At 56.9% G+C, this 23,677-nt stretch carries 25 protein-coding genes; 10 read left to right on the top strand and 15 right to left on the bottom strand.

Annotated elements, in window-relative coordinates; all coding sequences use genetic code 11:
* A partial coding sequence (locus ACR0BK_RS17285) for a hypothetical protein (RefSeq protein ID WP_480555639.1) occupies nt 1–264 on the bottom strand: 264 nt, incomplete at its 3' end.
* On the opposite strand from ACR0BK_RS17285, the gene ACR0BK_RS17290 reads away from it, so the two are divergent.
* Together ACR0BK_RS17290 and ACR0BK_RS17295 are read left to right on the top strand one after the other, a co-directional pair.
* Nucleotides 252–482 carry a type II toxin-antitoxin system CcdA family antitoxin gene (locus ACR0BK_RS17290; protein ID WP_480520806.1) on the top strand — a complete coding sequence of 77 codons (231 nt, stop codon included), beginning with the start codon at nt 252–254 and terminating at the stop codon, nt 480–482. The genes ACR0BK_RS17285 and ACR0BK_RS17290 overlap by 13 nt on opposite strands.
* Nucleotides 482–781: a CcdB family protein gene (locus tag ACR0BK_RS17295; RefSeq protein ID WP_209599024.1), complete on the top strand. Its 300-nt coding sequence runs from the start codon at nt 482–484 to the stop codon at nt 779–781. The genes ACR0BK_RS17290 and ACR0BK_RS17295 overlap by 1 nt, the downstream gene beginning before the upstream one ends.
* Nucleotides 782–835: 54 nt before the next feature.
* Here the strand turns inward: ACR0BK_RS17295 and ACR0BK_RS17300 are convergent, their stop codons facing one another.
* The 4 genes from ACR0BK_RS17300 to ACR0BK_RS17315 are packed head-to-tail and all read right to left on the bottom strand — an operon-like array spanning nt 836 to nt 5,950.
* Nucleotides 836–1,780, bottom strand: a complete 945-nt coding sequence (locus ACR0BK_RS17300; protein ID WP_480495894.1) for a substrate-binding domain-containing protein — start codon at nt 1,778–1,780, stop codon at nt 836–838.
* 44 nt (nt 1,781–1,824) lie between these two features.
* Complete coding sequence (locus ACR0BK_RS17305) at nt 1,825–2,832, bottom strand: ABC transporter permease (protein ID WP_480495892.1); 1,008 nt, start codon at nt 2,830–2,832, stop codon at nt 1,825–1,827.
* The gene (locus tag ACR0BK_RS17310) at nt 2,832–4,355 is read right to left on the bottom strand and encodes a sugar ABC transporter ATP-binding protein (RefSeq protein ID WP_480495890.1); all 1,524 of its coding nucleotides are present in this window, start codon (nt 4,353–4,355) and stop codon (nt 2,832–2,834) included. Before ACR0BK_RS17310 ends, ACR0BK_RS17305 begins: the two co-directional genes overlap by 1 nt.
* Nucleotides 4,356–4,396: 41 nt before the next feature.
* Nucleotides 4,397–5,950: a UxaA family hydrolase gene (locus ACR0BK_RS17315; RefSeq protein WP_480555641.1), complete on the bottom strand. Its 1,554-nt coding sequence runs from the start codon at nt 5,948–5,950 to the stop codon at nt 4,397–4,399.
* An 81-nt stretch (nt 5,951–6,031) separates the two neighbouring features.
* Between ACR0BK_RS17315 and ACR0BK_RS17320 the strand changes: the two genes are divergently transcribed.
* From ACR0BK_RS17320 to ACR0BK_RS17345, 6 genes are all read left to right on the top strand, one after another.
* The gene (locus ACR0BK_RS17320; protein WP_480520815.1) at nt 6,032–6,769 is read left to right on the top strand and encodes a GntR family transcriptional regulator; all 738 of its coding nucleotides are present in this window, start codon (nt 6,032–6,034) and stop codon (nt 6,767–6,769) included.
* Entirely contained in the window at nt 6,766–7,818 is a 1,053-nt protein-coding gene (locus tag ACR0BK_RS17325) for an aldo/keto reductase (protein WP_480555643.1), read from the top strand. The genes ACR0BK_RS17320 and ACR0BK_RS17325 overlap by 4 nt, the downstream gene beginning before the upstream one ends.
* Complete coding sequence (locus tag ACR0BK_RS17330; RefSeq protein ID WP_480555645.1) at nt 7,808–8,236, top strand: RbsD/FucU family protein; 429 nt, start codon at nt 7,808–7,810, stop codon at nt 8,234–8,236. Before ACR0BK_RS17325 ends, ACR0BK_RS17330 begins: the two co-directional genes overlap by 11 nt.
* A complete protein-coding gene (locus ACR0BK_RS17335) occupies nt 8,233–9,063 on the top strand; it encodes an amidohydrolase family protein (protein WP_480555647.1) in 831 nt (276 codons plus the stop codon). The genes ACR0BK_RS17330 and ACR0BK_RS17335 overlap by 4 nt, the downstream gene beginning before the upstream one ends.
* A gap of 139 nt (nt 9,064–9,202) precedes the next feature.
* On the top strand, nt 9,203–9,958 hold the full coding sequence (locus ACR0BK_RS17340) for an SDR family oxidoreductase (protein ID WP_480555649.1): 756 nt from the start codon (nt 9,203–9,205) through the stop codon (nt 9,956–9,958).
* 18 nt (nt 9,959–9,976) lie between these two features.
* The gene (locus ACR0BK_RS17345) at nt 9,977–10,819 is read left to right on the top strand and encodes a fumarylacetoacetate hydrolase family protein (RefSeq protein ID WP_480555651.1); all 843 of its coding nucleotides are present in this window, start codon (nt 9,977–9,979) and stop codon (nt 10,817–10,819) included.
* Nucleotides 10,820–10,888: 69 nt separating this feature from the next.
* Here ACR0BK_RS17345 and katG read toward each other — a convergent pair whose 3' ends face one another.
* The gene (gene katG, locus ACR0BK_RS17350; protein WP_480555653.1) at nt 10,889–13,069 is read right to left on the bottom strand and encodes a catalase/peroxidase HPI; all 2,181 of its coding nucleotides are present in this window, start codon (nt 13,067–13,069) and stop codon (nt 10,889–10,891) included.
* Between the two features lie 107 nt (nt 13,070–13,176).
* Between katG and ACR0BK_RS17355 the strand changes: the two genes are divergently transcribed.
* Nucleotides 13,177–14,109 carry a hydrogen peroxide-inducible genes activator gene (locus ACR0BK_RS17355; protein WP_480520830.1) on the top strand — a complete coding sequence of 311 codons (933 nt, stop codon included), beginning with the start codon at nt 13,177–13,179 and terminating at the stop codon, nt 14,107–14,109.
* 31 nt (nt 14,110–14,140) lie between these two features.
* On the opposite strand, the gene ACR0BK_RS17360 is transcribed toward ACR0BK_RS17355, so the two are convergent.
* From ACR0BK_RS17360 to ACR0BK_RS17370, 3 genes are read right to left on the bottom strand one after another with little or no spacing between them, the layout of a single operon-like run.
* Entirely contained in the window at nt 14,141–14,476 is a 336-nt protein-coding gene (locus tag ACR0BK_RS17360) for a carboxymuconolactone decarboxylase family protein (RefSeq protein ID WP_480477599.1), read from the bottom strand.
* Between the two features lie 11 nt (nt 14,477–14,487).
* Complete coding sequence (locus ACR0BK_RS17365) at nt 14,488–15,246, bottom strand: amino acid ABC transporter permease (RefSeq protein WP_480477601.1); 759 nt, start codon at nt 15,244–15,246, stop codon at nt 14,488–14,490.
* Between the two features lie 9 nt (nt 15,247–15,255).
* Nucleotides 15,256–15,996, bottom strand: a complete 741-nt coding sequence (locus tag ACR0BK_RS17370; RefSeq protein WP_480495873.1) for an amino acid ABC transporter ATP-binding protein — start codon at nt 15,994–15,996, stop codon at nt 15,256–15,258.
* A gap of 121 nt (nt 15,997–16,117) precedes the next feature.
* On the opposite strand from ACR0BK_RS17370, the gene ACR0BK_RS17375 reads away from it, so the two are divergent.
* Nucleotides 16,118–16,888 (top strand): transporter substrate-binding domain-containing protein, encoded by a 771-nt coding sequence (locus ACR0BK_RS17375; RefSeq protein ID WP_480477605.1) that lies wholly within the window; start codon nt 16,118–16,120, stop codon nt 16,886–16,888.
* A gap of 73 nt (nt 16,889–16,961) precedes the next feature.
* Here ACR0BK_RS17375 and ACR0BK_RS17380 read toward each other — a convergent pair whose 3' ends face one another.
* The 6 genes from ACR0BK_RS17380 to ACR0BK_RS17405 form a co-directional block, all read right to left on the bottom strand.
* Nucleotides 16,962–17,918, bottom strand: a complete 957-nt coding sequence (locus ACR0BK_RS17380; protein ID WP_480555655.1) for a dipeptide ABC transporter ATP-binding protein — start codon at nt 17,916–17,918, stop codon at nt 16,962–16,964.
* On the bottom strand, nt 17,915–18,892 hold the full coding sequence (locus tag ACR0BK_RS17385) for an ABC transporter ATP-binding protein (protein WP_480555657.1): 978 nt from the start codon (nt 18,890–18,892) through the stop codon (nt 17,915–17,917). Before ACR0BK_RS17385 ends, ACR0BK_RS17380 begins: the two co-directional genes overlap by 4 nt.
* Before the next feature lie 4 nt (nt 18,893–18,896).
* Entirely contained in the window at nt 18,897–19,799 is a 903-nt protein-coding gene (locus ACR0BK_RS17390) for an ABC transporter permease subunit (protein ID WP_480488831.1), read from the bottom strand.
* Nucleotides 19,799–20,806 (bottom strand): ABC transporter permease subunit, encoded by a 1,008-nt coding sequence (locus ACR0BK_RS17395; RefSeq protein ID WP_480555658.1) that lies wholly within the window; start codon nt 20,804–20,806, stop codon nt 19,799–19,801. Before ACR0BK_RS17395 ends, ACR0BK_RS17390 begins: the two co-directional genes overlap by 1 nt.
* Entirely contained in the window at nt 20,806–21,900 is a 1,095-nt protein-coding gene (locus tag ACR0BK_RS17400) for a M24 family metallopeptidase (protein WP_480555660.1), read from the bottom strand. Before ACR0BK_RS17400 ends, ACR0BK_RS17395 begins: the two co-directional genes overlap by 1 nt.
* A gap of 68 nt (nt 21,901–21,968) precedes the next feature.
* A complete protein-coding gene (locus ACR0BK_RS17405; protein WP_480495867.1) occupies nt 21,969–23,552 on the bottom strand; it encodes an ABC transporter substrate-binding protein in 1,584 nt (527 codons plus the stop codon).
* Nucleotides 23,553–23,677: the final 125 nt, after the last annotated feature.

Below are 23,677 nucleotides of genomic sequence, written 5' to 3' on the forward strand. Positions count from 1 at the left end.
AACCTCGACCAACTCATGCAGAAAAACGGCCCCTTCAAAAACCTCTTCGACCAACAGTTCAACAAACACAAACAAAAAGTCGCACAGTAATAGGGGGAGCTGAAAATCAGAGCGCAATGCTCTTTTCAGGCCAATAACTTCCTGATTGCCACGTGCCGTTGAACAGAGATTTTCCGCGCGTCGAGCAATATGCGCATGTTTGACGCGCATATGGCGTAGTGGTAAAATGGCGCAGTCTTGAGGGTAACCAAATGAATGCTCCATCTCGTAGACCGACAAATCTATCACTGGATGGCGATATACTGTCCGAGGCGCGGGATCTGAAGATCAACCTGTCCCGGGCAGCCGAAGACGGCATTCGGGCCGCAGTCGCCAGCGCAAAAGCTGAACGCTGGAAAGCCGAAAACAAGGCCGCACTTGAGAGTTCCAACGCGTATGTCGAGCATAATGGCTTACCGCTGGATACCTACCGACAGTTCTGATGCCAAAATACGACGTGTTCCCCAACCCGTCAGGTGACGGGTATCTTCTGGACATCCAGAGCGATCTGCTGAGCGGGTTGAACACACGCGTCGTCGTGCCCCTGCTTCCCGAAGCGACGGCGCCGATCCCAGCCACCCGGCTCAATCCCGTCTTTGATATCCAGGGCAAACCGTTTGTAATGGCGACCCAATTCATGGCTGCCGTTCCGGTGGGCATTCTAAAATCGCCAGTCGACAACCTTGATGATCACTTTGCGCAGATCACCGCCGGCATCGACATGCTGATGCAGGGATTCTGACAAGCTTCTGGCCCTTGGAGAACCAAGAGCCAGGAACAAGTATGACAATGAAAATCAGTCGTACAGCACTGCCGCGATCTTCGGATCGTCGATGTTGGATGCGTCGTAGTAGTAGAACCCGGTATCAATCAGGGCAGGAACTTCTTCGCCCTTCATCGCAGCTACAGCAGCCTTGACGGTTTCATACCCGATGCCCACGGGATTCTGAGTGATTGCACCCGCCATCAACCCGCTTTTGATCGCATCTTTCTGGGCCTTACCGCTGTCATACCCGATGATGACCAGCCCCTCGGTCCCCAGTTCTTGCACCCCGTTCACCACACCGATGGCCGAGCCCTCGTTGGTGCCGAAGATGCCATTCAGATCGGGGTTCGCCGTCAGGATTGCTTTGGTCACCTCGGTCGATTTCAGGTGGTCACCCTGACCGTATTGAACCGTGACAACTTCGATGTCCGGGTATTTTTCAGCAATACGATTGACGAAGCCGTCACGCCGATCAATGCCTGTGCGGCTGGTCTGGTCATGCGCAACAACGGCCACTTTGCCTTTGCCGCCAATCATCTCGGCCATCTTGTCCGCAGCCAGCGCAGCCGCGGCCTGATTGTCTGTGGTTGCTGTAGAAACCGGAATGTCGCTGTCAACGCCACTGTCAAAGGCGATGATCGGAATGCCTTTTTCATCAGCTTGCTTCAACAGTGGAATGGCGGCCTGGCTGTCCAGAGCGGCAAAACCGATGGCCTTGGGGTTATTGGCCAAGGCCGCCGCCAGCATGTCGATCTGACGATCCACCATGGTTTCGTTGTCCGGGCCTTCAAAGGTGATCGTGACACCGTATTCCTCGGCGGCTTGTTCCGCACCCGACTTTACCGCCTGCCAGAACTGGTGCTGAAACCCTTTGGACACCAGCGGAATATATATGTCTTCCGCTGATGACATTGATGCAGGTATCGAAAGGCTGGCCGCACTCAGGGCCCCCAAAATGAAACGACGTGTTAGCATGTCTTCTCCTCCAGTTGGTCTTCGTTTCTAATTTTTGTGAATGTTCAACCTGTCTTCCTGCGCCGCGCCATATCGGCGTAAACGGCCAGAATGATGATCGCGCCGGTGACAACGGTCTGCCATTCCTGCGCGACGGACAGCACCCGCAAACCATTGGTCAGAACTGCCATGATCAGGGCACCGATCAGGGTGCCAAGGATCGTACCGCGCCCACCGGACAGGGACGTGCCCCCGATCACGACGGCAGCAATAGCTTCCAGCTCGTAGCCAAGCCCCAGCGCGGGCTGCGCCGAATTCAGACGCGACGCGATCAGGATTCCACCGATGCCGCAGATCGCACCTGCCAAAGCGTAAATGCGCATCTTCCAAAGATCGGTATTCACCCCCGAAAGGCGCACCGCTTCTTCGTTCGATCCCAGCGCAAAGGTGTATCTGCCCAGAACCGTGCGCCCCAGAATGTACGAAGCTGCAATGGCAACAAGGAAAAGGATCAGCACGCCATTTGGGATCGGCAAAGCAGGGAAAACCTCTCCGATCAGCGACCCGCGCGAAATCTGGTCAAAACCCGGCGTGTCGTTGAAGTAGATGGGCCGCGTGCCCGAGATCACCAGCGACAACCCTTTTAGGATCAGCATCATACCTAGCGTGGCAATGAAGGGCGGGATTTTCATCTTGGCGACAAAGGTGCCCGAACACAGCCCGCAGAACGCACCCGCCGCAATCGCTGCCACAACCCCCAGCAACAGCGGCATTCCGAGATAGGTCAGCGCGACACCGGCAATGACGGCGCAGAACGTCATCAGAGTTCCCACGGACAGATCGATCCCGCCAGTTATGATGACCAGTGTTGCAGCAACCGCCAGCACCCCATTGACCGATGTCGCCTGCAAAATGGCGATCATGTTTGAGGTTTGCATGAAATTCGGCGACGCGATTGAAAACCCGATCAGCAAGGCAATCAAGCTGGCGAAGGCCAGCAGCTTTTGATAGGCGCCACTTTCGGAGAGACCCGCCAGCGGGCTTTTCTTTTCGATATCCGTTGCTGAGGTCATTACGCTGTTCCTGTTACCTGCATCGCTGCCACCCGCTGGGTCGCCAGATGCATGATATCTTCCTGAGTGGTGTCTTTGCCGCCCGGCAGAATGCCGGTCAGCCGGCCTTCACACATCACAGCGATGCGATGGCTTAGGCGCATGATCTCGGGCAGTTCCGACGAAATCACGATGATCGTCTTGCCCTGCCCGGCAAGTTCTTCCAGCAGCTTGTAGATTTCAGATTTTGCGCCCACGTCGATGCCACGCGTGGGTTCATCGAAAATCAGGATATCGCAATTCCGCAGCAGCCATTTGGCAATGACAACTTTCTGCTGATTGCCCCCGGACAGAAGACGCACCTCCTGCGTGTCCGAAGGCGTGCGAATACCCAGCTGCATTATGTAACTCTTGGCCGTCGTGCTGATTTCACTGTCGTTCAGAACACCGACACGTCCGGTGAACATATCCATCGACGCCAAGGCAACATTGTCACGAACGCTCATCCCAGTGGCGAGGCCGAAATGCTTGCGATCCTCGGAAAGATAGCCAATGCCCGCCTTGACGGCATCGGATGGCGTGCGGATCGAGACCACCTGCCCATGCACCCGGATTTCTCCGCTATCCTTGGGATCTGCCCCGAAGATTGCCCGCGCAACTTCGGTACGTCCGGCCCCCATCAGCCCGGCAAAGCCCAGGATTTCACCCTTCAGAACCGAGAAGCTGACATCGTGGATTTCGTGACCCCGACACAGCCCGGTCACTTCCAGCGAAACTTCGGCATCGCTCAGATCGGGGGGAACCAGCGGCTCTTCCTTGACTTCGCGACCCACCATCATCGCGATAATCTGGCTGATCGGCGTTGCTGCCGCGTCAACTGTGCCAACGTATTCTCCGTCGCGCATCACCGTGACCCGGTCAGCGATCTGCTTCAGCTCATCCATTTTGTGGCTGATATAGACAATGCCCACGCCTTCGGCCTTCAGACGGCGGATGATGACGAACAGCTCGGCAATTTCAGCATCGTTTAGGGCCGCGGTCGGTTCATCCATGATCAGAACCCTGGACCGGAAAGACAGGGCCTTGGCGATCTCGACCATCTGTTGTTTGGCGATGGTCAGACTGCCGACCTGCGCCCTGGGGTCGAGGTTTAGGTTCATGGACGCAAAAATCTCGGCTGTCTGTGCATTCAACTCGGCATCGTTCAGTCGGCCAAACCGTTTGCGAGGTTCGCGGCCAATAAAAATATTCTGTGCCACCGTCAGATCATTCATCAGGCTCAGTTCCTGATGGATGATACCGATACCCAAAGCCTGCGCCTCGCGTGGCGTGGTTGGGTTTGCATTACGCCCTTCGATTTGCAGTGTGCCGCCGTCGCGCTGATAGATCCCCGAGAGGATTTTCATCAGCGTGCTTTTGCCTGCACCGTTCTCGCCCATCAGCGCATGGACTTCACCGGGCACCAGATCGAACTGCACTGATTTCAGCGCATGGACTCCGGGAAAGTGTTTCTCGATCCCCGACATGTCGACCAGTTTTGTCATTTACCCTCCCAAACACCCCTCTCCCCAAGGGGTGGTGCGGCCTACATCACCGCGCCGATTTGCCAGGGGACAAATTCGACCCCACCAAAGCCAAGTTCTTCGCTTTTTGTTTGTTCACCCGATGCAACGCGGATCAGCATTTCGAACAGCTCTTCGCCTTTTGCCTGGATGCTCACGCCGTCTGTGACGATGTCCCCACAGTTCAGATCCATGTCTTCTGACATCCGGGCATACATTTCGGAATTGGTTGCCAGCTTGATGCAGGGCGTTGGTTGATAACCCGAAACCGAGCCTCGCCCTGTGGTAAACACGATCAGGTTGGCGCCTGATGCCACCTGCCCCGTGACCGAGCATGGGTCGAAACCGGGGCTGTCCATGAAAACAAACCCGGTCCTGTCGATTTTCTCGCCAAACTTGTAAACACCGCGCAAGGGCGCGGTTCCGCCTTTGGCGACAGCGCCCAGCGATTTCTCAAGAATGGTCGTCAACCCGCCGCGCTTGTTGCCGGGGCTAGGGTTGTTGTTCATCTCACCACCGTTGCGGTGAGTATACCCCTCCCACCAGCGAATGCGTTCTATCAGCTTTTCCCCGACTTCAACGGTCTCGGCCCGCCGGGTCAAAAGGTGTTCTGCACCGTAGATTTCCGAGGTTTCGGACAAGATCGTCGTACCGCCATGCCGCACCAGCAAATCCGAGGCATAACCCAAAGCGGGATTGGCGGTGATCCCGGAATAGCCATCCGACCCGCCGCATTGCATTCCAACCGTTATCGCACTGATCGGCGCAGGTTCGCGTTCGGCCTTGTTCGCGAGTTCGGCAATCCCGCGCAGTTCGTTCAATCCACGTTCAATGGTACGGCGCGTACCGCCCTCACTCTGAATGGTCATGTAACGCAGCACGCCATCAGGACGGATCGGACGACCCCCAACCAGATCGGCTACCTGCATCACCTCGCACCCCAAACCGATCAGAAGGATACCGGCGAAATTCGGGTGCTGGGCATATCCAGCCAATGTCCGGAACAGTGTGGCATAGCCTTCATCGTTTCCCGACATCCCGCATCCGGTGCCATGAACGATCGGGACGATACCGTCCACATTCGGGTACGCGTCCAACAAGCCCCGTTTCTCGGTGGCTTCGGCTATGAACCTCGCCACGGAGCCAGAGCAATTCACCGTTGTCAAAATGCCGATGTAGTTGCGCGTGCCGACCTTGCCATCGGCGCGGTGGAAGCCCTGGAAGATACGGGAGCCTGAAATCTCGGGCAGCGGCGTGTTCGCGCTTGCATATGCGTAGTCCTGCTGATGCGTCCCCATACCCAGATTATGGACATGAACATGCTCGCCTGCGGCGATATCCGCTTTGGCCTGACCTATGATCTGTCCATAGCGGATCACATTCTCACCTGCCGCAATCGGGGCGGTGGCGATCTTGTGCCCGCGTGCGATTTCCGTGGGAAGCTGCACCGATAACCCATCCGGTTGCGCGCCGGCTTTCAGGTCGCGCAACGCGATGATCACGTTGTCATCCGGGTTCAGCCGGATTGTGTCACGGGCGGGGCCGCCCTGGGCTTTGATCTCTGAAACTGGGTGCATGGATTCCCCGCTTGTTCGCCACAGAGCTACGGGGATAATCCTCTCTTGTCAACTAACATGTTAGTATGATAGTTCAGATTTATGAACCACCCATACGACATTGACGCCACCCGCCTGCCCGACATTTCAACATTTGAGGGGTCGCTCGCGCAGCGCGTTTACCAATCCATCAAACAGGCGATCCTGGCATTGGATTTCCCCCCCGGCGCTAACCTTCGGAAGGCGCCGATCTGCGCGCAATTGGGTGTGTCCCGCGCACCTGTCGCGGACGCCATCACCAGGCTTTCCGCCGAAGGGCTGGTGGATGTGGTGCCGCAATCGGGTACACGTGTGTCCTATTTCTCGATGGAGGAAATTCGCGAAGGCGCCTTTCTGCGAGAGGCCCTGGAGCTGGCAACAGTGGCCAAGGTTGCGCGTGACCTGACCGAAGATCAGCGCAAAAAGCTGAGCCGCAATGTGCGCCTGCAAGAGCTGTTGATCGAAGATGAAGACATTGCCGGGTTTTACCACGCAGATGAGGAATTCCACGCCCTGTTGATGGCGTTCACCGGGATGCTTCGCCTGCCGGATGTGGCACAGACCGTGTCGCTACAGGTCAGCCGCGCACGGATGTTGCTGTTGCCGACACCCGGCCGCATTGCGGAAACACTGTCCGAACACCGGGCGATATTCGATGCCATCAGTGCCCATGACGAACGTGCGGCACAAGACGCCATGCGCCATCACCTTGGGCAACTGATGCCTCGGATCGAACGGCTGCAACAGGAAAGACCGCAGCTTTTTAACTTAACGCCCCAAACCACCCGAGAGGCAGGATGACCGTTTCGCAAACCGCTCTTCTGAACAACAAAACGTCCCGGCCCGTGCCGCTGACCCGCATGGGGTTTGGCGGCGCACCTTTGGGCAATCTTTATCGCAAGGTCTCGGATGCTGATGCGCAAGCTGCGCTCCAATCCGCATTTGACGCAGGCATCCGGTTTTTCGACACCGCGCCGCAATACGGGTTGGGCCGGTCCGAGTATCGCTTTGGCGAAGCGATCAGGCGGTTTGGACGTGAGAACATCCAGCTATCGACCAAAATTGGTCGTCTGCTGCTGGATTGCGAACCACATGAGGTGACGCCCGAAGCGTTTGTGGACGTTCCGCAGAAACGCATTGTGTTCGACTATACCTATGACGGCGTCATGCGGTCATATGAGGCAAGCCGGGAACGGATCGGTGTTGCCAATGCAGACATTCTTCTGGTGCATGACGTCTGCGCTTTCAGTCAGGGCAGTCAGGAAATGTCAGACGCCAAAGTGCGCGAGTTGTTCGATGACGGCGGTTACAAGGCGCTGGTTGAACTGCGAGACGCAGGCGAGATCGCCGCGATTGGCGCGGGCGTGAACGAATGGCAGGTTTGCGAGAAACTGCTGGGTCTTGGCGATTTCGACGGGTTTCTTCTGGCGGGTCGGTATACGCTTTTGGAGCAGGAAGCCTTGAACAGTTTTCTGCCGCTTTGCGAGAAACGCGATGTGGGCATCATTCTGGGCGGGCCGTATAATTCGGGCATCCTCGCCACCGGAGCGGTGCCAGGGGCCAAGTATAACTATTCCGATGCGCCTGAGGATATTCTTGAACGGGTGCGCAGGATCGAGACCGTCTGTGCGGCCCATGACACACCACTGATCGCAGCCGCGCTGCAATTTGTTCTGGGACACCCCGCCGTGAAAACGGTTGTTCCGGGCGCTGTTAACGCGGCCGAGGTTCAAGCCAATGTCGCCCTGCTGGAACGCTCCATCCCCGCCCAGCTTTGGTCAGACCTGCATACCGAAGGCCTGATCCGGTCAGATGCCCCCTTGCCCAAGGAACCTGTCAATGCTGCGTAATCTCGACCCGCTGCTGTCTCCTGAATTGCTGTACGCCCTGCGCGCCATGGGCCATGGCGATGACATCGTTATTGCAGATGCCAATTTCCCGGGCTCAAGCCTTGGGCCCGACTGCATCCGTGCAGACGGTTCAACGGCAAGCGACCTGCTTGGCGCCGTGTTGTCTGTCATGCCGCTGGATACATTCGTGCCCGACCCCGCACTGACCATGCAGGTTGTCGGTGATCCCGAAGCCGTGCCCGAGGCCGTCGCGGATTTCCAGAAGATCATCAACGCGCGGGCTGACAACCCCGCGCAAATTCAGGGTCTGGACCGGTTCGCCTTCTACCAACGCGCGGCATCCGCATTTGCCATCATTCAGACCGGCGAGCGCAGGCTCTACGGCAACATCATCCTGAAGAAGGGCGTGATCGCATGAAGATCGACGCCCATCAGCATTTTTGGGCGCTGTCGCGTGGTGACTATGGGTGGCTGACACCCAACCTGGGCCAGATTTACCGGGACTTCGGGCCAGATGACCTTGCGCCATTGTTGCAAGCACAGGGCATCGACGGGACAATTCTGGTTCAGGCGGCGCCGACCGTCGCCGAGACGGAGTACCTGTTGTCACTGGCCGACAAGACACCTTTTATCAAAGGTGTGGTTGGCTGGGTCGATTTTGACGCCCCTGATGCGCGTGCACAAATCACCAGACTTGCCGCTCATCCCGCTTTGGTTGGATTGCGGCCGATGATTCAGGACATCGCTGATCCGAACTGGATGCTCGGCGCGGCACTGACGCCTGCCTTTGAGGCCATCCAGTCAAACGATCTGACTTTTGATGCCCTCACCCTACCCCGACACCTAGGCCCGTTACGTCAACTTGTGGCGCGGCACCCAAACATGCGGGTTGTGATTGACCATGGCTCAAAACCTCTGATCCGGGAGGGTGTACTTGACGGGTGGGCCGAAGACATGGCCGCCATCGCGCGGGACACCAACGCGTTCTGCAAACTGTCCGGTCTTGTCACCGAAGCTGCGCCTGACTGGACGGTTCGGGACCTGTACCCCTATGTAGATCACCTACTGAACACGTTCGGACCATCGCGGTTGATCTGGGGCAGCGACTGGCCGGTCTGCACACTGGCCAGCAGCTATGAACGCTGGATCGATGCAACCGCTGAACTGCTAAGCGCACTTTCCTCCGATGACTGCGAAACCATCCTCGGAGGGAATGCGGCAAAGGCCTATCACATCAGGATTTGACGGTGCTGCACCGGACTCCAAACACGCGACGCACTGTTTTGCGCCCGCTTATCCTGCCCAGTGTTTTCCCTGAGGCGCGAACAGAAGGGCAGTTATCCCCACCACACCACCCGGTTTCGGGAAAATCATGAGGACCAGAATGACATCGCATCAGCCTTCTGACCGACTAAGAGGCAAAACCGCATTCATCAGCGCCGCTGGACAGGGCATCGGACGTGCCACGGCCGAACTGTTCGCAGCCGAAGGCGCGCATGTCTTTGCCAGCGACATCAACGAAACCAACTTGGCCGGGCTTTCGGAGATCGACGGGATCTCTCCGATCCATCTCGACGTGACAGATGCGCATGCCGTGAAACGTGCCGTGGCTGAATTGCCACCGTTGGATATCCTGTTCAATTGCGCTGGATACGTGGCAAACGGCACCATTCTTGAGTGCGAAGAGGACGACTGGGATTTCAGTTTCGATCTTAATGTGAAGGCCATGTATCGCCTGATCCGTCTGACCCTGCCCGCGATGTTGAAAAACGGCGGGGGGTCGATCATCAATATGTCCTCGGTCGCCTCGTCGATGAAGGGCGTTCCAAACCGGTTTGTATATTGCGCATCAAAGGCTGCCGTAATTGGCCTGACCAAGTCGATCGCCGCCGATTTTGTCACGCAGGGCATCCGGTGCAATGCAATCTGCCCCGGCACTGTCGACAGCCCCAGCCTGCACGAGCGTTTGCGGGCGACAGGCGACTACGAAAAGGCGATGACGGATTTCATCGCCCGCCAGCCGATGGGGCGCATTGGAACCGCGGACGAGATTGCCGATCTGGCGCTCTACCTTGCGAGCGACAGCAGTGCATTTACCACTGGTCAGCCCTTTGCCATTGATGGCGGATGGGCGATTTAAGCTGAAAGGGATCACAATATGAAACTACTGCGGTTTGGCGCCTTGGGTGCTGAAAAGCCCGGGCTGCTGCACGACGATGGCACAATTCGCGACCTGTCAGGCGTCATCGACGATATTTCGGGCGACGTTCTCAGCGACGAAGGGTTGACGCGACTGCGCGCGCTGGATCCACGAGATTTACCGATGGTTGAAGGCAACAACCGTTTAGGGGCATGTGTCGGCCATGTGGGCAAGTTCATTTGCATCGGCCTGAACTATGCCGACCACGCGGCAGAAAGCGGTATGGAATTGCCGCAGGAACCTGTGATCTTTTTCAAGGCGACATCGGCCATTATCGGGCCGAACGACACGGTGGAAATCCCGCGCGGGTCCGTCAAGACCGACTGGGAGGTCGAGTTGGGCGTGGTGATCGGCAAGGAAACAAAATACATCTCCGAGGCCGAAGCGATGGATCACGTCGCTGGCTATTGCGTGGTCAATGACCTGTCGGAACGTGATTTTCAGCTTCACCGCTCGGGGCAGTGGGTCAAGGGCAAGTCGGCAGATACATTCGGCCCCATCGGTCCCTGGCTGGTGACGCGGGACGAGGTTGCAGACCCACAGAACCTGCCGATGTATCTTGAGGTCAACGGCCACCGTTATCAGGACGGCTCGACCCGGACGATGCATTTCGGGGTGGCAACTGTGATCTCACACCTGTCGCAATTCATGTCTTTGCAGCCGGGCGATGTGATCTCGACCGGAACTCCGCCGGGTGTGGGCATGGGGCAAAACCCGCAAGTCTATCTGAAACCCGGCGACACGATGGAACTGGGCATCGAAGGCCTGGGTGTTCAAAAACAGAATGTGATCGCGGGATAATCGGGCACTACCAGATGTCAGCCCGAACACGATGTCAGGCGAGGTTTCCCTCGCCTGATATTTTTTGACTTAGGCTACCAGATCGAACCGGTCGTTGTTCATGATCTTAGTCCAGGCCGCTACGAAGTCGCGCACGAACTTCTCGGCATTATCGTCCTGGGCATAGACCTCGGCGTAGCCACGCAGGATCGAGTTCGAGCCGAAGACCAGATCCGCGCTGGTTGCGGTGAACCTGACCTCACCCGAGGCACGATCACGCAGCTCATAGGTGCCGCCATCTACCGGATGCCAGCTAAGCGACATATCCGTCAGATTGACGAAGAAGTCGGTGGTCAACTGACCCACGCGATCCGTGAAGACCCCATGCTCTGATCCACCGTGATTGGCACCCAGCACACGCAGGCCACCAACCAGAACCGTCATCTCGGCTGCGGTCAGACCCAGCAGTTGCGCGCGATCCAGCATCATCGCCTCAAGTGATACAGCGTATTCCTTCAGCTGCCAGTTTCTGAACCCGTCCGCCAGCGGCTCCAGCACCGAGAAGCTGTCGGCATCGGTCTGCTCATCCGTCGCATCGCCGCGACCGGCCGAAAACGGAACCGCCACGTCAAAGCCTGCGGCTTTGATCGACTGTTCTAGACCAACGTTGCCCGCCAGAACGATCACGTCGGCAATCGAGGCCCCGGTTTCCGCGGCAATAGGCTCCAGCACGCCCAGCACTTTTGCCAGACGCTCGGGCTCGTTCCCTGCCCAGTCTTTCTGTGGTGCCAGACGGATACGCGCACCGTTTGCGCCGCCGCGTTTGTCCGAGCCTCGGAAGGTACGGGCGCTGTCCCATGCGGTGGTGATCATCTCGACCGCGGTCAGACCGCTGTCGGCGATTTTTGCCTTGACGGCATCGACGTCATACGCGGTCGAACCCGCAGGGATCGGGTCCTGCCAGATCAGCTCTTCTGACGGGACGTTTGGGCCATAGTAATTGACGCGTGGCCCCATGTCGCGGTGGGTCAGCTTGAACCAAGCGCGGGCAAAGGTGTCAGCAAAGTAATCCGGGTCGGCCATGAACTTCTGACAGATCGCGTTGTAAATCGGATCGATCTTCATTGCCATGTCCGCATCGGTCATGACCGGCATACGCCGAACCGAAGGGTCGGTCGGGTCGACCGGCTTTTCATCTTCCGGCATGTCGATAGGCTGCCACTGTTGTGCACCCGCGGGCGATTTACCCAATTCCCACTCATATCCGAACAGGTAATCGAAAAAGCCCATGTCGAATTTGGTCGGGTTTTTTGTCCACGCACCCTCGATACCAGAGGTGAATGCGTTGGTTGCCTTGCCGTTCTGATCGGGGTTGTTCCAACCCAGGCCCTGACCGGAGACCGGGCAGGCTTCGGGCTCGGCACCGATATGATCGCCTGCCATCGCACCATGGGCTTTGCCGACTGTGTGACCACCGCAGGTCAGCGCCGCCGTCTCTTCGTCATTCATCGCCATGCGGGCAAAGGTTTCGCGGATGTGCAGCGCTGTTTTCGCCGGGTCCGGATTACCGTTCACACCTTCGGGGTTCACATAGATCAGGCCCATGTGCACCGCGCCCAGCGGGTTTTCCAGCGTGCCGGGGGTTTCCAGATCGCCATAGCGGTTCTCGGACGGAGCCAGCCACTGGTTTTCCGAACCCCAGTAGACGTCTTTTTCCGGGCCCCAGATATCTTCGCGGCCAAAGCCAAAGCCAAAGGTCTTCAGACCCATGGCTTCGTAGGCAACCGTTCCCGACAGAACAATCAGGTCTGCCCAGGACAGCGCATTGCCGTATTTCTTTTTCACCGGCCAGAGCAGACGGCGCGCTTTATCAAGGCTGGCATTATCCGGCCATGAGTTCAGCGGTGCAAAACGGATGTTGCCCGAGCATGCGCCACCACGACCATCCCCCAGACGGTACGACCCGGCAGAGTGCCACGCCAGTCGGATCATCAGGCCGCCATAGTGGCCCCAATCGGCCGGCCACCAGTCCTGACTGTCGGTCAGCAACGCTTCGACGTCAGCACAAACAGCGTTGAAATCCAGCCCTTTGACTGCCTCGCGGTGGTTGTAATCCGCGTCCATCGGGTTGGTGCGGGTGTCGTGCTGGCTCAGAATGTCCAGGTTCAGCGCATCCGGCCACCATTTGGTGACAGAGTTGCCCGTGCCCGTGTTCCCGCCATGCAAGACTGGGCAGCCGCCGGATTGGTGATTGTGGGGATTACCGTCCATTGTAAATCTCCTGAGTATTTACCGAGGGGTTCAGATGTCTTGACTCGTACCTTACGGTTTCGATAATTGGAAATTTGTAATTACTATCATTGCGATTAATTTTTCCTATGAAGTCACTCACACTTAAACACCTGCGCTACTTCGAAGCGCTTGCCACCCACGGCCACTTTGGCAAGGCGGCGGCAGCCAGCGCGATATCGCAACCCGCGCTTTCCATACAAATCAAGGAGCTGGAGGCCATAATGGGTGGCCCCTTGGTCGAACGCGCAGCACGCGAAACCCGCCTGACCGCGCTTGGCGAAGATGTCCTAAAACATGGCCGCGAAATCCTGACGCGGGTCGAAGATTTGGGGAATCTTGTGCAATCTTCCGCTGGTCCCTTGTCGGGTCGCATCAGAATCGGGGTCATCCCCACGGTCGCGCCTTATTTGCTGCCATCAATCATTAAGGCACTGTCGCAACGATTCCCGCAGCTGACGATCGAACCCAAAGAGACCATCACCCAAACCCTGATCGGCGAAATTTTGGACTCCAGACTGGATTTTGCCGTTGTCGCTTTGCCGGTCTCGGAACCTAGCCTTCGGGAATTTTCGTTGTTTAACGAAGACTTTCTGCTGGTTCGCCCGGCGCGGGACGCCGGGTTGCCAATGCCAAGTTCGTCACAGCTCAGAACCATGCGGCTGCTGTTGCTGGAAGAAGGGCATTGTTTCAGGGATCAGGCGCTTTCATTCTGTTCGATCCGCAATATCGAACCGCAACACATTATGGAGGGCAGCTCTCTGTCCACATTGGTGCAGATGGTCGGGGCGGGCATCGGTGTGACGCTGATACCGGAAATGGCCGTGGGGCTGGAAACCCGGTCTGCCGACGTGTCCATCGCCCGCTTTCAGGATACTCCACCAACCCGGACCATCGGCCTGATCTGGCGAAAGACCAACCCGCTGGGCGAAAACCTCCTGAAAATTGGCGCAATTATTCGCAAAACCGCCGAAGAAAACGCTGGAGGCATGGGGCAAATGAAACCGGAACCAAACGGATGATCACTAACCGCTTTAGTGATTTGCGTGGCAATTACCCAGAAAACACATCATAAGCCTTCAACGCTTTGGCGCTGTAGGCATAAGACGGCCCGCCACCCATATAGGTCGCCATCGCCAATGCCTCGCACATCTCGTCTCGGGTGGCACCCAGCCGGACAAGGGAACGCACGTGAAATCCGATGCAGCTGTCGCAGCGGGTCGCAATGGCGATGCCAAGGGCCATGAATTCCTTGGTTTTCTCACTCAGCGCGCCATCGGTCTTGGCGGCCTTGCCCATGATGCCAAAGCCGCGCACGGTTTCGGGCACCTCCTTCGAAAAAGTTCCGATATTGGCCTCGGTCTCGGCCATGAAAGCTTTCCAGTCCATATCCATTCTCCTTAACCGCGCTCGTCCGCGCCCATGCGACGCTCCAGCCAGCGCACACCGGCACTGATGATCAGAACCAGGATCAGGTATTCAAAGATCAACAGGGTATAGATTTCCAACGGGCGGTATTCCGTGACCACCAGCTCATTCGCGCGCCGGGTCAGTTCCTGCATCCCGATGACGCTGGCGAATGCGCTCATCTTGACGATGTAGATGAACTGGTTTGCCAAGGGCGGCAGAATGCGCCGGATTGCCTGCGGCAGGATCACATAGCGCATGGTCTGCATATAGTTCAGCCCGATGGTCTGCGCCGCTTCGCTCTGACCACGCGCAATGGATTGAATTCCTGCGCGGTAAATCTCGGCAGTGAAGGCGCTGTCAGAAATCGCCAATGTGATGATCGCACCCCAAAAGGGATCGATGGGGACATTCATGCCCATCGACTTGAACACAATGGGCAATCCGTAAAAGACCCAGAACAGCATCGGCAGCAGGGGAATGGCGCGAATGAATTCAACGTAAACACGGTTGACCAGCCGCCAGCCGCGTTTCTCGGACAATCCCGGCAGGGCCACCATCAGCCCCAGTACGATCGACAACACGGCCGCGATCAGTGAAATCTGGATCGTTGCCCCCATCCCTGAGATCAGGAATTTTACATTGATCCAACCCGATGCTGTGGTCGGGTTGATCACATACCAACCCCAGGTCTGGGACGACGAACAGCCTGTGAGCATCAGCAGGGGCATTATCATAAAGAGTTTTTTCATCTGCCCCTCTTAGTGCTGTAGTATCTGAGACAGGAATTTGCGACACCGATCAGACTGAGGGTTGGTGAAGAAATGTTCCGGCTTGCCTTCTTCGACGATCTCACCAGCATCCATGAAGATCATCTTGTCAGCCACTTTGCGGGCAAACCCCATCTCGTGGGTCACGACCACCATGGTCATGCCCTCATTCGCCAGTTCCACCATAACTTCCAACACTTCCGAGATCATCTCGGGGTCCAGCGCCGACGTGGGTTCATCAAACAACAGCACGCGTGGCTCCATGCACAGGGACCGCGCGATGGCCACGCGCTGTTGCTGACCACCGGACAACTGCATGGGCTTTTTGTCCGCCTGATCGGGAATATGTACCCGATCCAGATAATGGCGCGCTTTTTCTTCCGCGTCCTTCCGGCTCAGGCCGCGCGCTTTGATCGGGCCCAGAGTTAGGTTCTCCAAAACGGTCAAATGCGGAAACAGATTGAATTGCTGGAAAACCATCCCGACTTCTGACCGAATGGTTGCCGCAGATTTTGCATCATCCGTCAGCTCAACCCCGTCTACACGAATGGTACCTTTCTGGTGCTTTTCCAACTGGTTGATACATCTCACAACGGTCGATTTTCCTGACCCGGAAGGTCCGCAAATTACCACCTTTTCGCCGCTGTTAACTGTCAGATTGATGTCCTTGAGAACGTGAAAGGTATCAAACCACTTGTTCACATCCACAAGTTCGATTGCGGCGTCTGGCATAAGCTGAATTGCCCCTATTTTAGCCTCAGTATAAAATTTTCTTGAGGTTATCTTTCCCTTTAGACTTAAATCAATGAAGAATACGATCACAAAATCGTAACGCCACCAACGGGAGATACCTATGAGCGTTTTTTGGAAAGCCGCGGCGGCTGCCGTGTTGGGGCTTGTATTGTCAGGTTCCGCACAAGCGCAATCTGCGCTGAACGAGGTGCTGGATTCCGGCGTGCTCAAGGTTGGTACCACAGGTGACTGGAACCCTATGACACTGCGCGACCCAGCAACCAACAGCTACAAAGGGTACGACATCGACATTATGAATGCACTGGCCGCCGATCTTGGCGTTGAGGTCGAATTTGTCCCCACCGACTGGAAAACACTGGTGAATGGTGTGGTCGCGGGCAAGTACCACCTGACCGGGTCGGCATCGATTTCACCACCGCGCATGAAAGTTGCGGGTTTTTCCGACAGCTATATCTCGGTGGAACTCTTCCCCTACACCACCAAGGACAAGGTCGAAAAATTCGACGGATATGACTCGATCAATCAACCCGGAGTTAAGGTCGCGACGACTTTGGGCACCACGTTTGAAAAACGGGTCCGCGAGTGGTTCCCTAACGCCGAGATCAAGGTGGTCGAGGCCCCAGCCCGCGGTTTTCAGGAAGTTATCGCCGGTCGTGCTGATGTGTTCATCACGTCGAACATCGAAGGATCGACACTAGAGGAGAAGTTTCCAGTAGAGCGCGTGAAAAACGCCGGCCCCCGGTCACCTTCGCCGATTGCAATGATCCTGCCACAAGGCGACCAGATCTGGATAAATTATGTAAACAACTGGATCGAAGTGAAAAAAGCGGAAGGCTTCTTTGAAGCAAACCGCGAGAAATGGGGGCTCTGACGCCTTCAAGGACGTGCGGATTTTCTAACGCCCGGTCCTATGGCCCGGGCGTTTTCGCTGGCCATCTGGTTTTTCAGAAAAGAGGATGCAGACACGCGACCTGATGAATTTCATCATCCAGTTCAGGCAATGTTTGCCTGCACTGTTCAGTCGCGAGCCAGCATCGTTGCGCAAAAGCGCACCCTTTCGGGATGTTCATGGGTGACGGCAACTCGCCTTCCAGCTTGATCCGCTCTTTCCGGGCATCCGGGTCGGCACGGGGCGTCGTGGAGAGCAACGCCTTGGAGTACGGATGTCGGGGAGCAGCGAACAGCTTCTCTTTCGGACCTTTTTCGACCGCGCGCCCCAGATACATGACAATCACGTCGTCGGCGAAATGCCGGACAACCGACAAGTCATGTGAAATGAACAGGTAGGCCAAGTTCAGCCGTTCCTGAAGATCGACCAGCAAGTTCAGGATCTGCGATTGAATCGACACATCCAGTGCCGAGACAGGTTCATCCAGAACCAGCACCTTTGGGTCCAGCATAAGCGCCCGCGCAATGGCGATCCGCTGGCGCTGCCCACCCGAGAACATATGCGGATAGCGGTCATAATGTTCCGGGCGCAGGCCCACCATCTCGATCATCTTGCGTGCCTGCATTTCACGGTCGGCGGCCGTCATCTGAGGCCGGTTGATGATCAGCGGTTCCTGCAGGATCTGGCCGATGCGCTGACGCGGATTCAACGAGCTATAGGGATCCTGAAAGACGATCTGCACCGTCTCTCGCATCTTGCTCCATTGCGAAGGGGTAATTTCGACCCCGTTTATCGTCAGGCTGCCCGAGGTTGGTTCTTCGATCATTGTGATCAGTCTGGCCAGCGTAGACTTGCCACAGCCTGACTCTCCGACAATGGCCAATGTTTTTCCCGGTTGCAGGTCGAAATCCACCCCCGACAGCGCCTTTACGGTTGCGGGTTTGGACAGCAACCCGCCTTTGACCGTGTAAAACCGGGCCAGGGCGTTGGCCTGAACGATAGGTGTGGTCATACCAGCTCTCCGGCGGCAATCTTTTCAACATGGTGACAGCGCGCCTTGCCAAATGCCTCGGCATGAGGGGTCGGCGGGGTCTGAGCGCAGGTCGCATCGGCAAAGCGGCACCGTGGGCTGAAAAGGCATCCTTTTGGCCGGTCGAATTGCCCAGGTACAACACCTGGAATCGTCGGCAGAATCTTGGACGTTGCCCGCTCCGGCAAAGCACTTAGCAGGGCCGTGGTATAGGGATGACGCGGCGTTCGAAACAAATCCCTGACAGGCTGTTCTTCAACCTTTTGCCCGGCATATTGCACCTGAACCCGCTCGGCGGTTTCCGCCACGACACCCATGTCATGGGTGATCAGAACCAGACCCATGCCATGCTCATTACGCAACCGGATCAACAGATCCAGAATCTGCGCCTGAATGGTCACGTCCAGCGCCGTGGTCGGTTCATCCGCGATCAGCAGCTTGGGGTTGCAGGCAATGGCCATCGCGATCACAACCCGTTGGTTCATGCCCCCTGACATTTGATGCGGAAAGGAATTCAGGCGGCTTTCAGGCGCGGGAATGCCAACCTGATCGAACAATTCGACCGCACGCTCGTGACGCTCTTTTCGGTTCAGGCCAAGGTGGATGCGCAATGCCTCTTTGATCTGAAACCCGACAGTAAAACAGGGGTTCAGCGAGGACATCGGTTCCTGAAAGATCATCGCCATGTCCTTACCAATGATCTTGCGCCGTTCGCGGGCCGAGATACCGGACAGGTCACGGCCCTCAAAGCTCATCTCATCGGCGGTGATCGTGGCGGTCCAGGGCAGCAAGCCCATCAGTGCCAGCATCGACACGGACTTGCCCGAACCGCTTTCGCCGACGATGGCCAGCAATTCGCCTTTGTCGACCGACAGGTCAACACCGTCCACGGCGCGGAAACTACCCGAAGATGTGGCGAACTCGACAGTCAGATTACGGATCTGCAAAAGGCTCATGCGATCAGCTCCGTTTCAGTTTCGGGTCCAGCGCATCCCGCAACCCGTCACCCATCAGATTGATGGCAAGCACGGTGACCAGAATCGCGAGACCGGGGAAGGTTACAACCCACCATGCGCGCAGGATGAACTCGCGCGCTTCAGCCAGCATGGTGCCCCATTCTGGTGTGGGGGGCTGCGCGCCCATGCCCAGAAACCCAAGGGCCGCCGCGTCCAGAATGGCAGTCGAAAAAGACAGGGCCGCCTGAACGATGATTGGCGCCAGACAGTTGGGCAATACCGTGATGAACATCAGCCGCGACTTGCCAGCACCGGCCACACGAGCCGAGGTCACATAGTCTTTCTGCCGTTCCGCCAGAACCGACGCGCGGGTCAGGCGCACGTAATGCGGTTGAAACACGATGGCGATAGCAATCATCGCATTGGTCAGTGATGGGCCCAGAATGGCGACCAGAACAAGGGCGAGCAGCAGAGACGGGAAAGCCAGGACGATGTCCATCACCCGCATAATCAACGTATCAACCCATTTGGGCGCAAAACCCGACAGAAGGCCGACCATTACGCCGCCCGTTACGGCAACACAGACCACAACGATCCCCACAAAGAAGGAATAGCGTGAACCCATGATCAGCCGCGACAGCATATCCCTGCCCAATGGATCGGTGCCCAACGGGAAGGCCCAGCTTCCGCCTTCCTGCCAGGCAGGGGGTTGCAGGATATGGTCCCGGAACTGTTCGGTCGGATCATAGGGGGCCAACAAAGGGGCAAAGGCCGCACAGAACACAAAGGCGGCAAAAACCCACAACCCGATCACGGCACCGCGGTTTTCGCTGAAATAGTACCAGAACTCTCGCAGTGCGCTGGGACGATTTTCGGCCATTGGTTGGTTCGACGAAAGCTCGGTCATCATCGTCTCCGGATTTTGGGGTTGATGATGCCGTACAAAACATCGACCAGCAGGTTCACCAGCATCACGATCACCGCGATCATCAGCAAACCCCCTTGCACCACCGGGTAATCCCTGCGGAAAATACTGTCGACCATCCACTTGCCGATGCCCGGCCAGCTGAAGATGGTTTCAGTAAGAATTGCCCCCGCCAGCAACGTACCAACCGACAACCCGATCACCGTGACAACCGGTATCAGCGCGTTACGTAGCGCATGCAGCCCGTTTACCCGGGTCGGCGACAACCCTTTGGCACGCGCGGTGCGGATGTAATCCTCGCCCAGAACCTCCAGCATCGCCGACCGGGTCTGACGCGCGATCACGGCCAGCGGAATAGTACCCAGCACAATCGTCGGAAGGATCAGATGACGAACGGCCGACCCGAATGCGCCTTCCTGTCCGGACAAAAGACTGTCGATCAGCATAAAGCCAGTGACACTTGGGAAGTAATAAAGCAGGTCGATCCGGCCGGACACCGGTGTCCAGCCAAGATTGCCCGAAAACACGATGATCAGCAGCAGCGCCCACCAGAAGATGGGCATCGAATATCCGACCAATGCCGAAGACATCAGTGCCCTGTCAAAAAACTTCCCCCGGTTCACCGCCGCAATCACGCCGGCAGGCAGACCCAAAGCGATGGCGAAGATCATGGCGCAGAGCGAAAGTTCCATTGTCGCGGGGAACAGCGAAAAGAACTCCTCCCAGACCGGTTTTTTGGTGACAAAGCTTTCGCCGAGATCGCCCTGCAAAACTCCGGAAAGGTATTCCCAGTATTGCTGCAACACCGGTTTGTCGAAACCCAGCTTTTCTACCATTTCCTGGTAGCGTTCTTCAGTCATGCCGCGCTCGCCGGCCATAACGATGATCGGATCACCCGGTAGCACCCGGATAAACATGAATGAAATCAACGTCACGCCCAGAAAGGTCGGGACGAACAGGCCAATGCGGGTGAGTAAGTAACCAAACATCAGCGACCTATGATTGTAAGCTCTTTGGGGAAATGGGTCAGCGACCGGCAGCCATCCTCAGTGACAAGCACATCATCTTCGATGCGAACGCCAAAACTTTCGAGCGCATACAGACCTGGTTCATTCGTCCAGACCATACCCGGCAGGATTTTCTGATGATTCCCACGCATGATATAAGGTGCCTCATGCACATCCCGACCCAACCCGTGACCCGTTTTGGTGCGAATACGATCCGCAAATGGCGAGGCCTCGAGCACGCTTATGACCGCATCGTCTATGTCATGGGCCGCTACACCAGGGCGGCAGGCTTCGAACCCGGCTTTGTTGGCGCGCAGAACGGTGTCGTAGACGTCCCTGCCCTCGTCCGACACGTCCTGAACAAAGAAGGTTCGCGTAATGTCGGCGGCGAAACCATCTTTGCGGGCACCGAAATCGAACAGTAACGCGTCGCCTGCCCTGATCTGGTAGTCGTTGCGCGCTTTCCCATGCGGCCGTGCCGAATTGTCGCCAGCCGCTACGATGGGTGAAAACGCCAGTGACTCGGCCCCTTCTGCAAACAGCGCCTGTATCAGGGCTTGCTCGATCTGTTTTTCGGTCTGGCCGACACGCACATCTGCAATCACACGACCCAGAGCACGTTCCGAGATATCGATGGCCGCCTGCATCGCAGCAATGTCTTCATCGGTCTTGATTATGCGCAGGCCCGAGATTTCGCGTTCACCGTCGACGATCCGTAAGCCCGGCAAAGCACGGGTGAACGCCGCAGAGACGAAAACCCGCATCACCTGACCTTCCACCGCAAGCGAGCGGATCGGCATTTGTGCGGCCAATGCGGTAAACGCATCGTCATAACCGGTCTGATCGCGCCAATCGAAAACAGCGCCCTCGAATCCGACAAGATCCCATGAGGCCAGTTCCAGATTGGGCACAATCGCTGCGGCCTGTCCCTCAGGCGGGACAACAACCACGAAGGGCCGTTCGTGGCTCATGAAAGCTTTTCCCAAAGCGCGGGTGAAATTCGGGCCAGGTACAAGAGCAACAGCGTCGACTGACATGTCCCGTGCCAGTTGACGATATTCGGACAGATCCGGCATTCAGGCCGACCTCCTCAATAAGAAAGCCGGAGCCGCCAAACAGGCGGCTCCGGTGAGTGAGTGGTGGCTTACTCGACGCTCACACCATAGAAGATGTGGCCGCCCAGCGGGTGCACTTTGTAACCTTGCACCTTGTTGCTCATCGGCATGAATACAACCGAGTGAGCAATGGTTGCCCATGGGGCCTGCTCTTTAAACACGACCTGAGCTTCTTCATACAGTTTGGTCCGCTCGGCCTGATCGGTGCTTTGCTTGGCTTTCAGGATCAGATCCTCGAACGGCTGGTGGCACCATTGCGCGCGGTTCGATGCTTCGACACCGTCACAGCCCAGCAGAACGGCCAGGAAGTTGTCCGGATCGCCGTTATCCCCGGTCCAGCCCAGCAGAACAGCACCGTCGCGGTTCAGTTCTTTCGAGCGTGACAGGTATTCGCCCCATTCGTACGAGACGATTTCGACGCCCACACCAACCTTGGCAAAATCGGCCTGAATCAGCTCGGCCATGCGGCGGGCATTAGGGTTATAGGGGCGCTGAACCGGCATCGCCCAGACCTTCATCGACAGGTCCGAGACGCCTTCGGCCTCAAGCATGGCCTTGGCCGCTTCGGGATCATATGGATCGTCCGCGATGGCGTCGTTATAGCCCCACATGGTTGGCGGGATCGGGTTCTTGGCAGCCTGGCCCGAGCCCTGGAAAACCACGTCGATGATCGCCTGCTTGTCGATCGCCATGTTCAACGCCTTGCGAACCTTGGGGTTGTCGAACGGCGCCATCGTGGTGTTGTAGGCAAGATACCCGACGTTCAGCCCTTCCTGCTCCATCATGTTGATGTCTGCATCATCCTTCATCGCCTGAATGTCAGCCGGGTTCGGGTAAGGCATCACATGGCACTCGCCAGCTTTCAGCTTCTGGTAGCGAACAGACGCGTCCGGCGTAATGGCAAAGATCAGGTTTTCGACCTGCGCCGGTTCCTTCCAATAATCGCCATTGGCGGCATAGCGGATCACCGCGTCTTTCTGGTAGGCCACGAACGAGAAAGGCCCGGTCCCGATGGGTGCGGTATTCAGTTTCTCAGGCGTGCCGGCAGCCATCATGGCATCGCCATATTCGGCTGACATGATCGATGCAAAATCCATCGCCATATTCGCAACAAAAGGTGCCTCTGGCTTGGACAGGGTGAACTTCACCGTGTAGTCATCAATCTTTTCGATAGAAGAGACCAGATCCGGCATCCCCATACCCTGGAAGTATTCCCACGTGCCGCCAGACACTTGGTTATAGGGGTGGTTCTCGTCCTTTTGGCGCATGAACGAGAAGATTACGTCATCGGCGTTGAAATCGCGGGTCGGGGTGAATTCATCATTCGAATGGAATTTGACACCCTGGCGCAGCTTGAAGGTGTATTCCAGGCCATCATCACTGGCCTCGACACTTTCAGCCAGGCCGGGGATCACGTTGGTTGTACCGGTTTCGAATTCCAGCAACCGGTTATAAATAGGATGCGACGAGGCATCAAAGGTTGTTCCTGCGGTAAACAGTGCAGGGTCAAACCCCTCGGGTGAACCTTCGGAACAATACACCAGGGTATTTGCCTGTGCCACGGCACCCGACAGGGCTATTGCCGTGGTTGCGGCCAGAAGATTGAGTTTCATGATTTTCTCCCAGAAATGGACTTGGCAAGACAATCGCATGGCTCTTTGTCGTCAGAGCGTTCAGTGACAATACAGGTCGTTGCGATATCCCTGACAAATGTATCCAAAATACAAAACCTGTTGTC

The sequence above is a fragment of the Ruegeria sp. AF1 genome (genome assembly GCF_056542125.1).

Excerpts from the sequence above, each read along its gene's own strand:
- ACR0BK_RS17310 (WP_480495890.1), bottom strand. The coding sequence starts at position 4,355 with ATGACAAAACTGGTCGACATGTCGGGGATCGAGAAACACTTTCCCGGA.
- ACR0BK_RS17380 (WP_480555655.1), bottom strand. The coding sequence starts at position 17,918 with ATGACCACACCTATCGTTCAGGCCAACGCCCTGGCCCGGTTTTACACG.
- ACR0BK_RS17355 (WP_480520830.1), top strand. The coding sequence starts at position 13,177 with ATGAAGTCACTCACACTTAAACACCTGCGCTACTTCGAAGCGCTTGCC.
- ACR0BK_RS17335 (WP_480555647.1), top strand. The coding sequence starts at position 8,233 with ATGAAGATCGACGCCCATCAGCATTTTTGGGCGCTGTCGCGTGGTGAC.
- ACR0BK_RS17390 (WP_480488831.1), bottom strand. The coding sequence starts at position 19,799 with ATGACCGAGCTTTCGTCGAACCAACCAATGGCCGAAAATCGTCCCAGC.
- ACR0BK_RS17330 (WP_480555645.1), top strand. The coding sequence starts at position 7,808 with ATGCTGCGTAATCTCGACCCGCTGCTGTCTCCTGAATTGCTGTACGCC.
- ACR0BK_RS17290 (WP_480520806.1), top strand. The coding sequence starts at position 252 with ATGAATGCTCCATCTCGTAGACCGACAAATCTATCACTGGATGGCGAT.
- ACR0BK_RS17385 (WP_480555657.1), bottom strand. The coding sequence starts at position 18,892 with ATGAGCCTTTTGCAGATCCGTAATCTGACTGTCGAGTTCGCCACATCT.
- katG (WP_480555653.1), bottom strand. The coding sequence starts at position 13,069 with ATGGACGGTAATCCCCACAATCACCAATCCGGCGGCTGCCCAGTCTTG.
- ACR0BK_RS17365 (WP_480477601.1), bottom strand. The coding sequence starts at position 15,246 with ATGAAAAAACTCTTTATGATAATGCCCCTGCTGATGCTCACAGGCTGT.
- ACR0BK_RS17320 (WP_480520815.1), top strand. The coding sequence starts at position 6,032 with ATGAACCACCCATACGACATTGACGCCACCCGCCTGCCCGACATTTCA.
- ACR0BK_RS17375 (WP_480477605.1), top strand. The coding sequence starts at position 16,118 with ATGAGCGTTTTTTGGAAAGCCGCGGCGGCTGCCGTGTTGGGGCTTGTA.
- ACR0BK_RS17305 (WP_480495892.1), bottom strand. The coding sequence starts at position 2,832 with ATGACCTCAGCAACGGATATCGAAAAGAAAAGCCCGCTGGCGGGTCTC.
- ACR0BK_RS17400 (WP_480555660.1), bottom strand. The coding sequence starts at position 21,900 with ATGCCGGATCTGTCCGAATATCGTCAACTGGCACGGGACATGTCAGTC.
- ACR0BK_RS17395 (WP_480555658.1), bottom strand. The coding sequence starts at position 20,806 with ATGTTTGGTTACTTACTCACCCGCATTGGCCTGTTCGTCCCGACCTTT.
- ACR0BK_RS17300 (WP_480495894.1), bottom strand. The coding sequence starts at position 1,780 with ATGCTAACACGTCGTTTCATTTTGGGGGCCCTGAGTGCGGCCAGCCTT.
- ACR0BK_RS17345 (WP_480555651.1), top strand. The coding sequence starts at position 9,977 with ATGAAACTACTGCGGTTTGGCGCCTTGGGTGCTGAAAAGCCCGGGCTG.
- ACR0BK_RS17325 (WP_480555643.1), top strand. The coding sequence starts at position 6,766 with ATGACCGTTTCGCAAACCGCTCTTCTGAACAACAAAACGTCCCGGCCC.
- ACR0BK_RS17315 (WP_480555641.1), bottom strand. The coding sequence starts at position 5,950 with ATGCACCCAGTTTCAGAGATCAAAGCCCAGGGCGGCCCCGCCCGTGAC.
- ACR0BK_RS17370 (WP_480495873.1), bottom strand. The coding sequence starts at position 15,996 with ATGCCAGACGCCGCAATCGAACTTGTGGATGTGAACAAGTGGTTTGAT.
- ACR0BK_RS17405 (WP_480495867.1), bottom strand. The coding sequence starts at position 23,552 with ATGAAACTCAATCTTCTGGCCGCAACCACGGCAATAGCCCTGTCGGGT.
- ACR0BK_RS17295 (WP_209599024.1), top strand. The coding sequence starts at position 482 with ATGCCAAAATACGACGTGTTCCCCAACCCGTCAGGTGACGGGTATCTT.
- ACR0BK_RS17340 (WP_480555649.1), top strand. The coding sequence starts at position 9,203 with ATGACATCGCATCAGCCTTCTGACCGACTAAGAGGCAAAACCGCATTC.
- ACR0BK_RS17360 (WP_480477599.1), bottom strand. The coding sequence starts at position 14,476 with ATGGACTGGAAAGCTTTCATGGCCGAGACCGAGGCCAATATCGGAACT.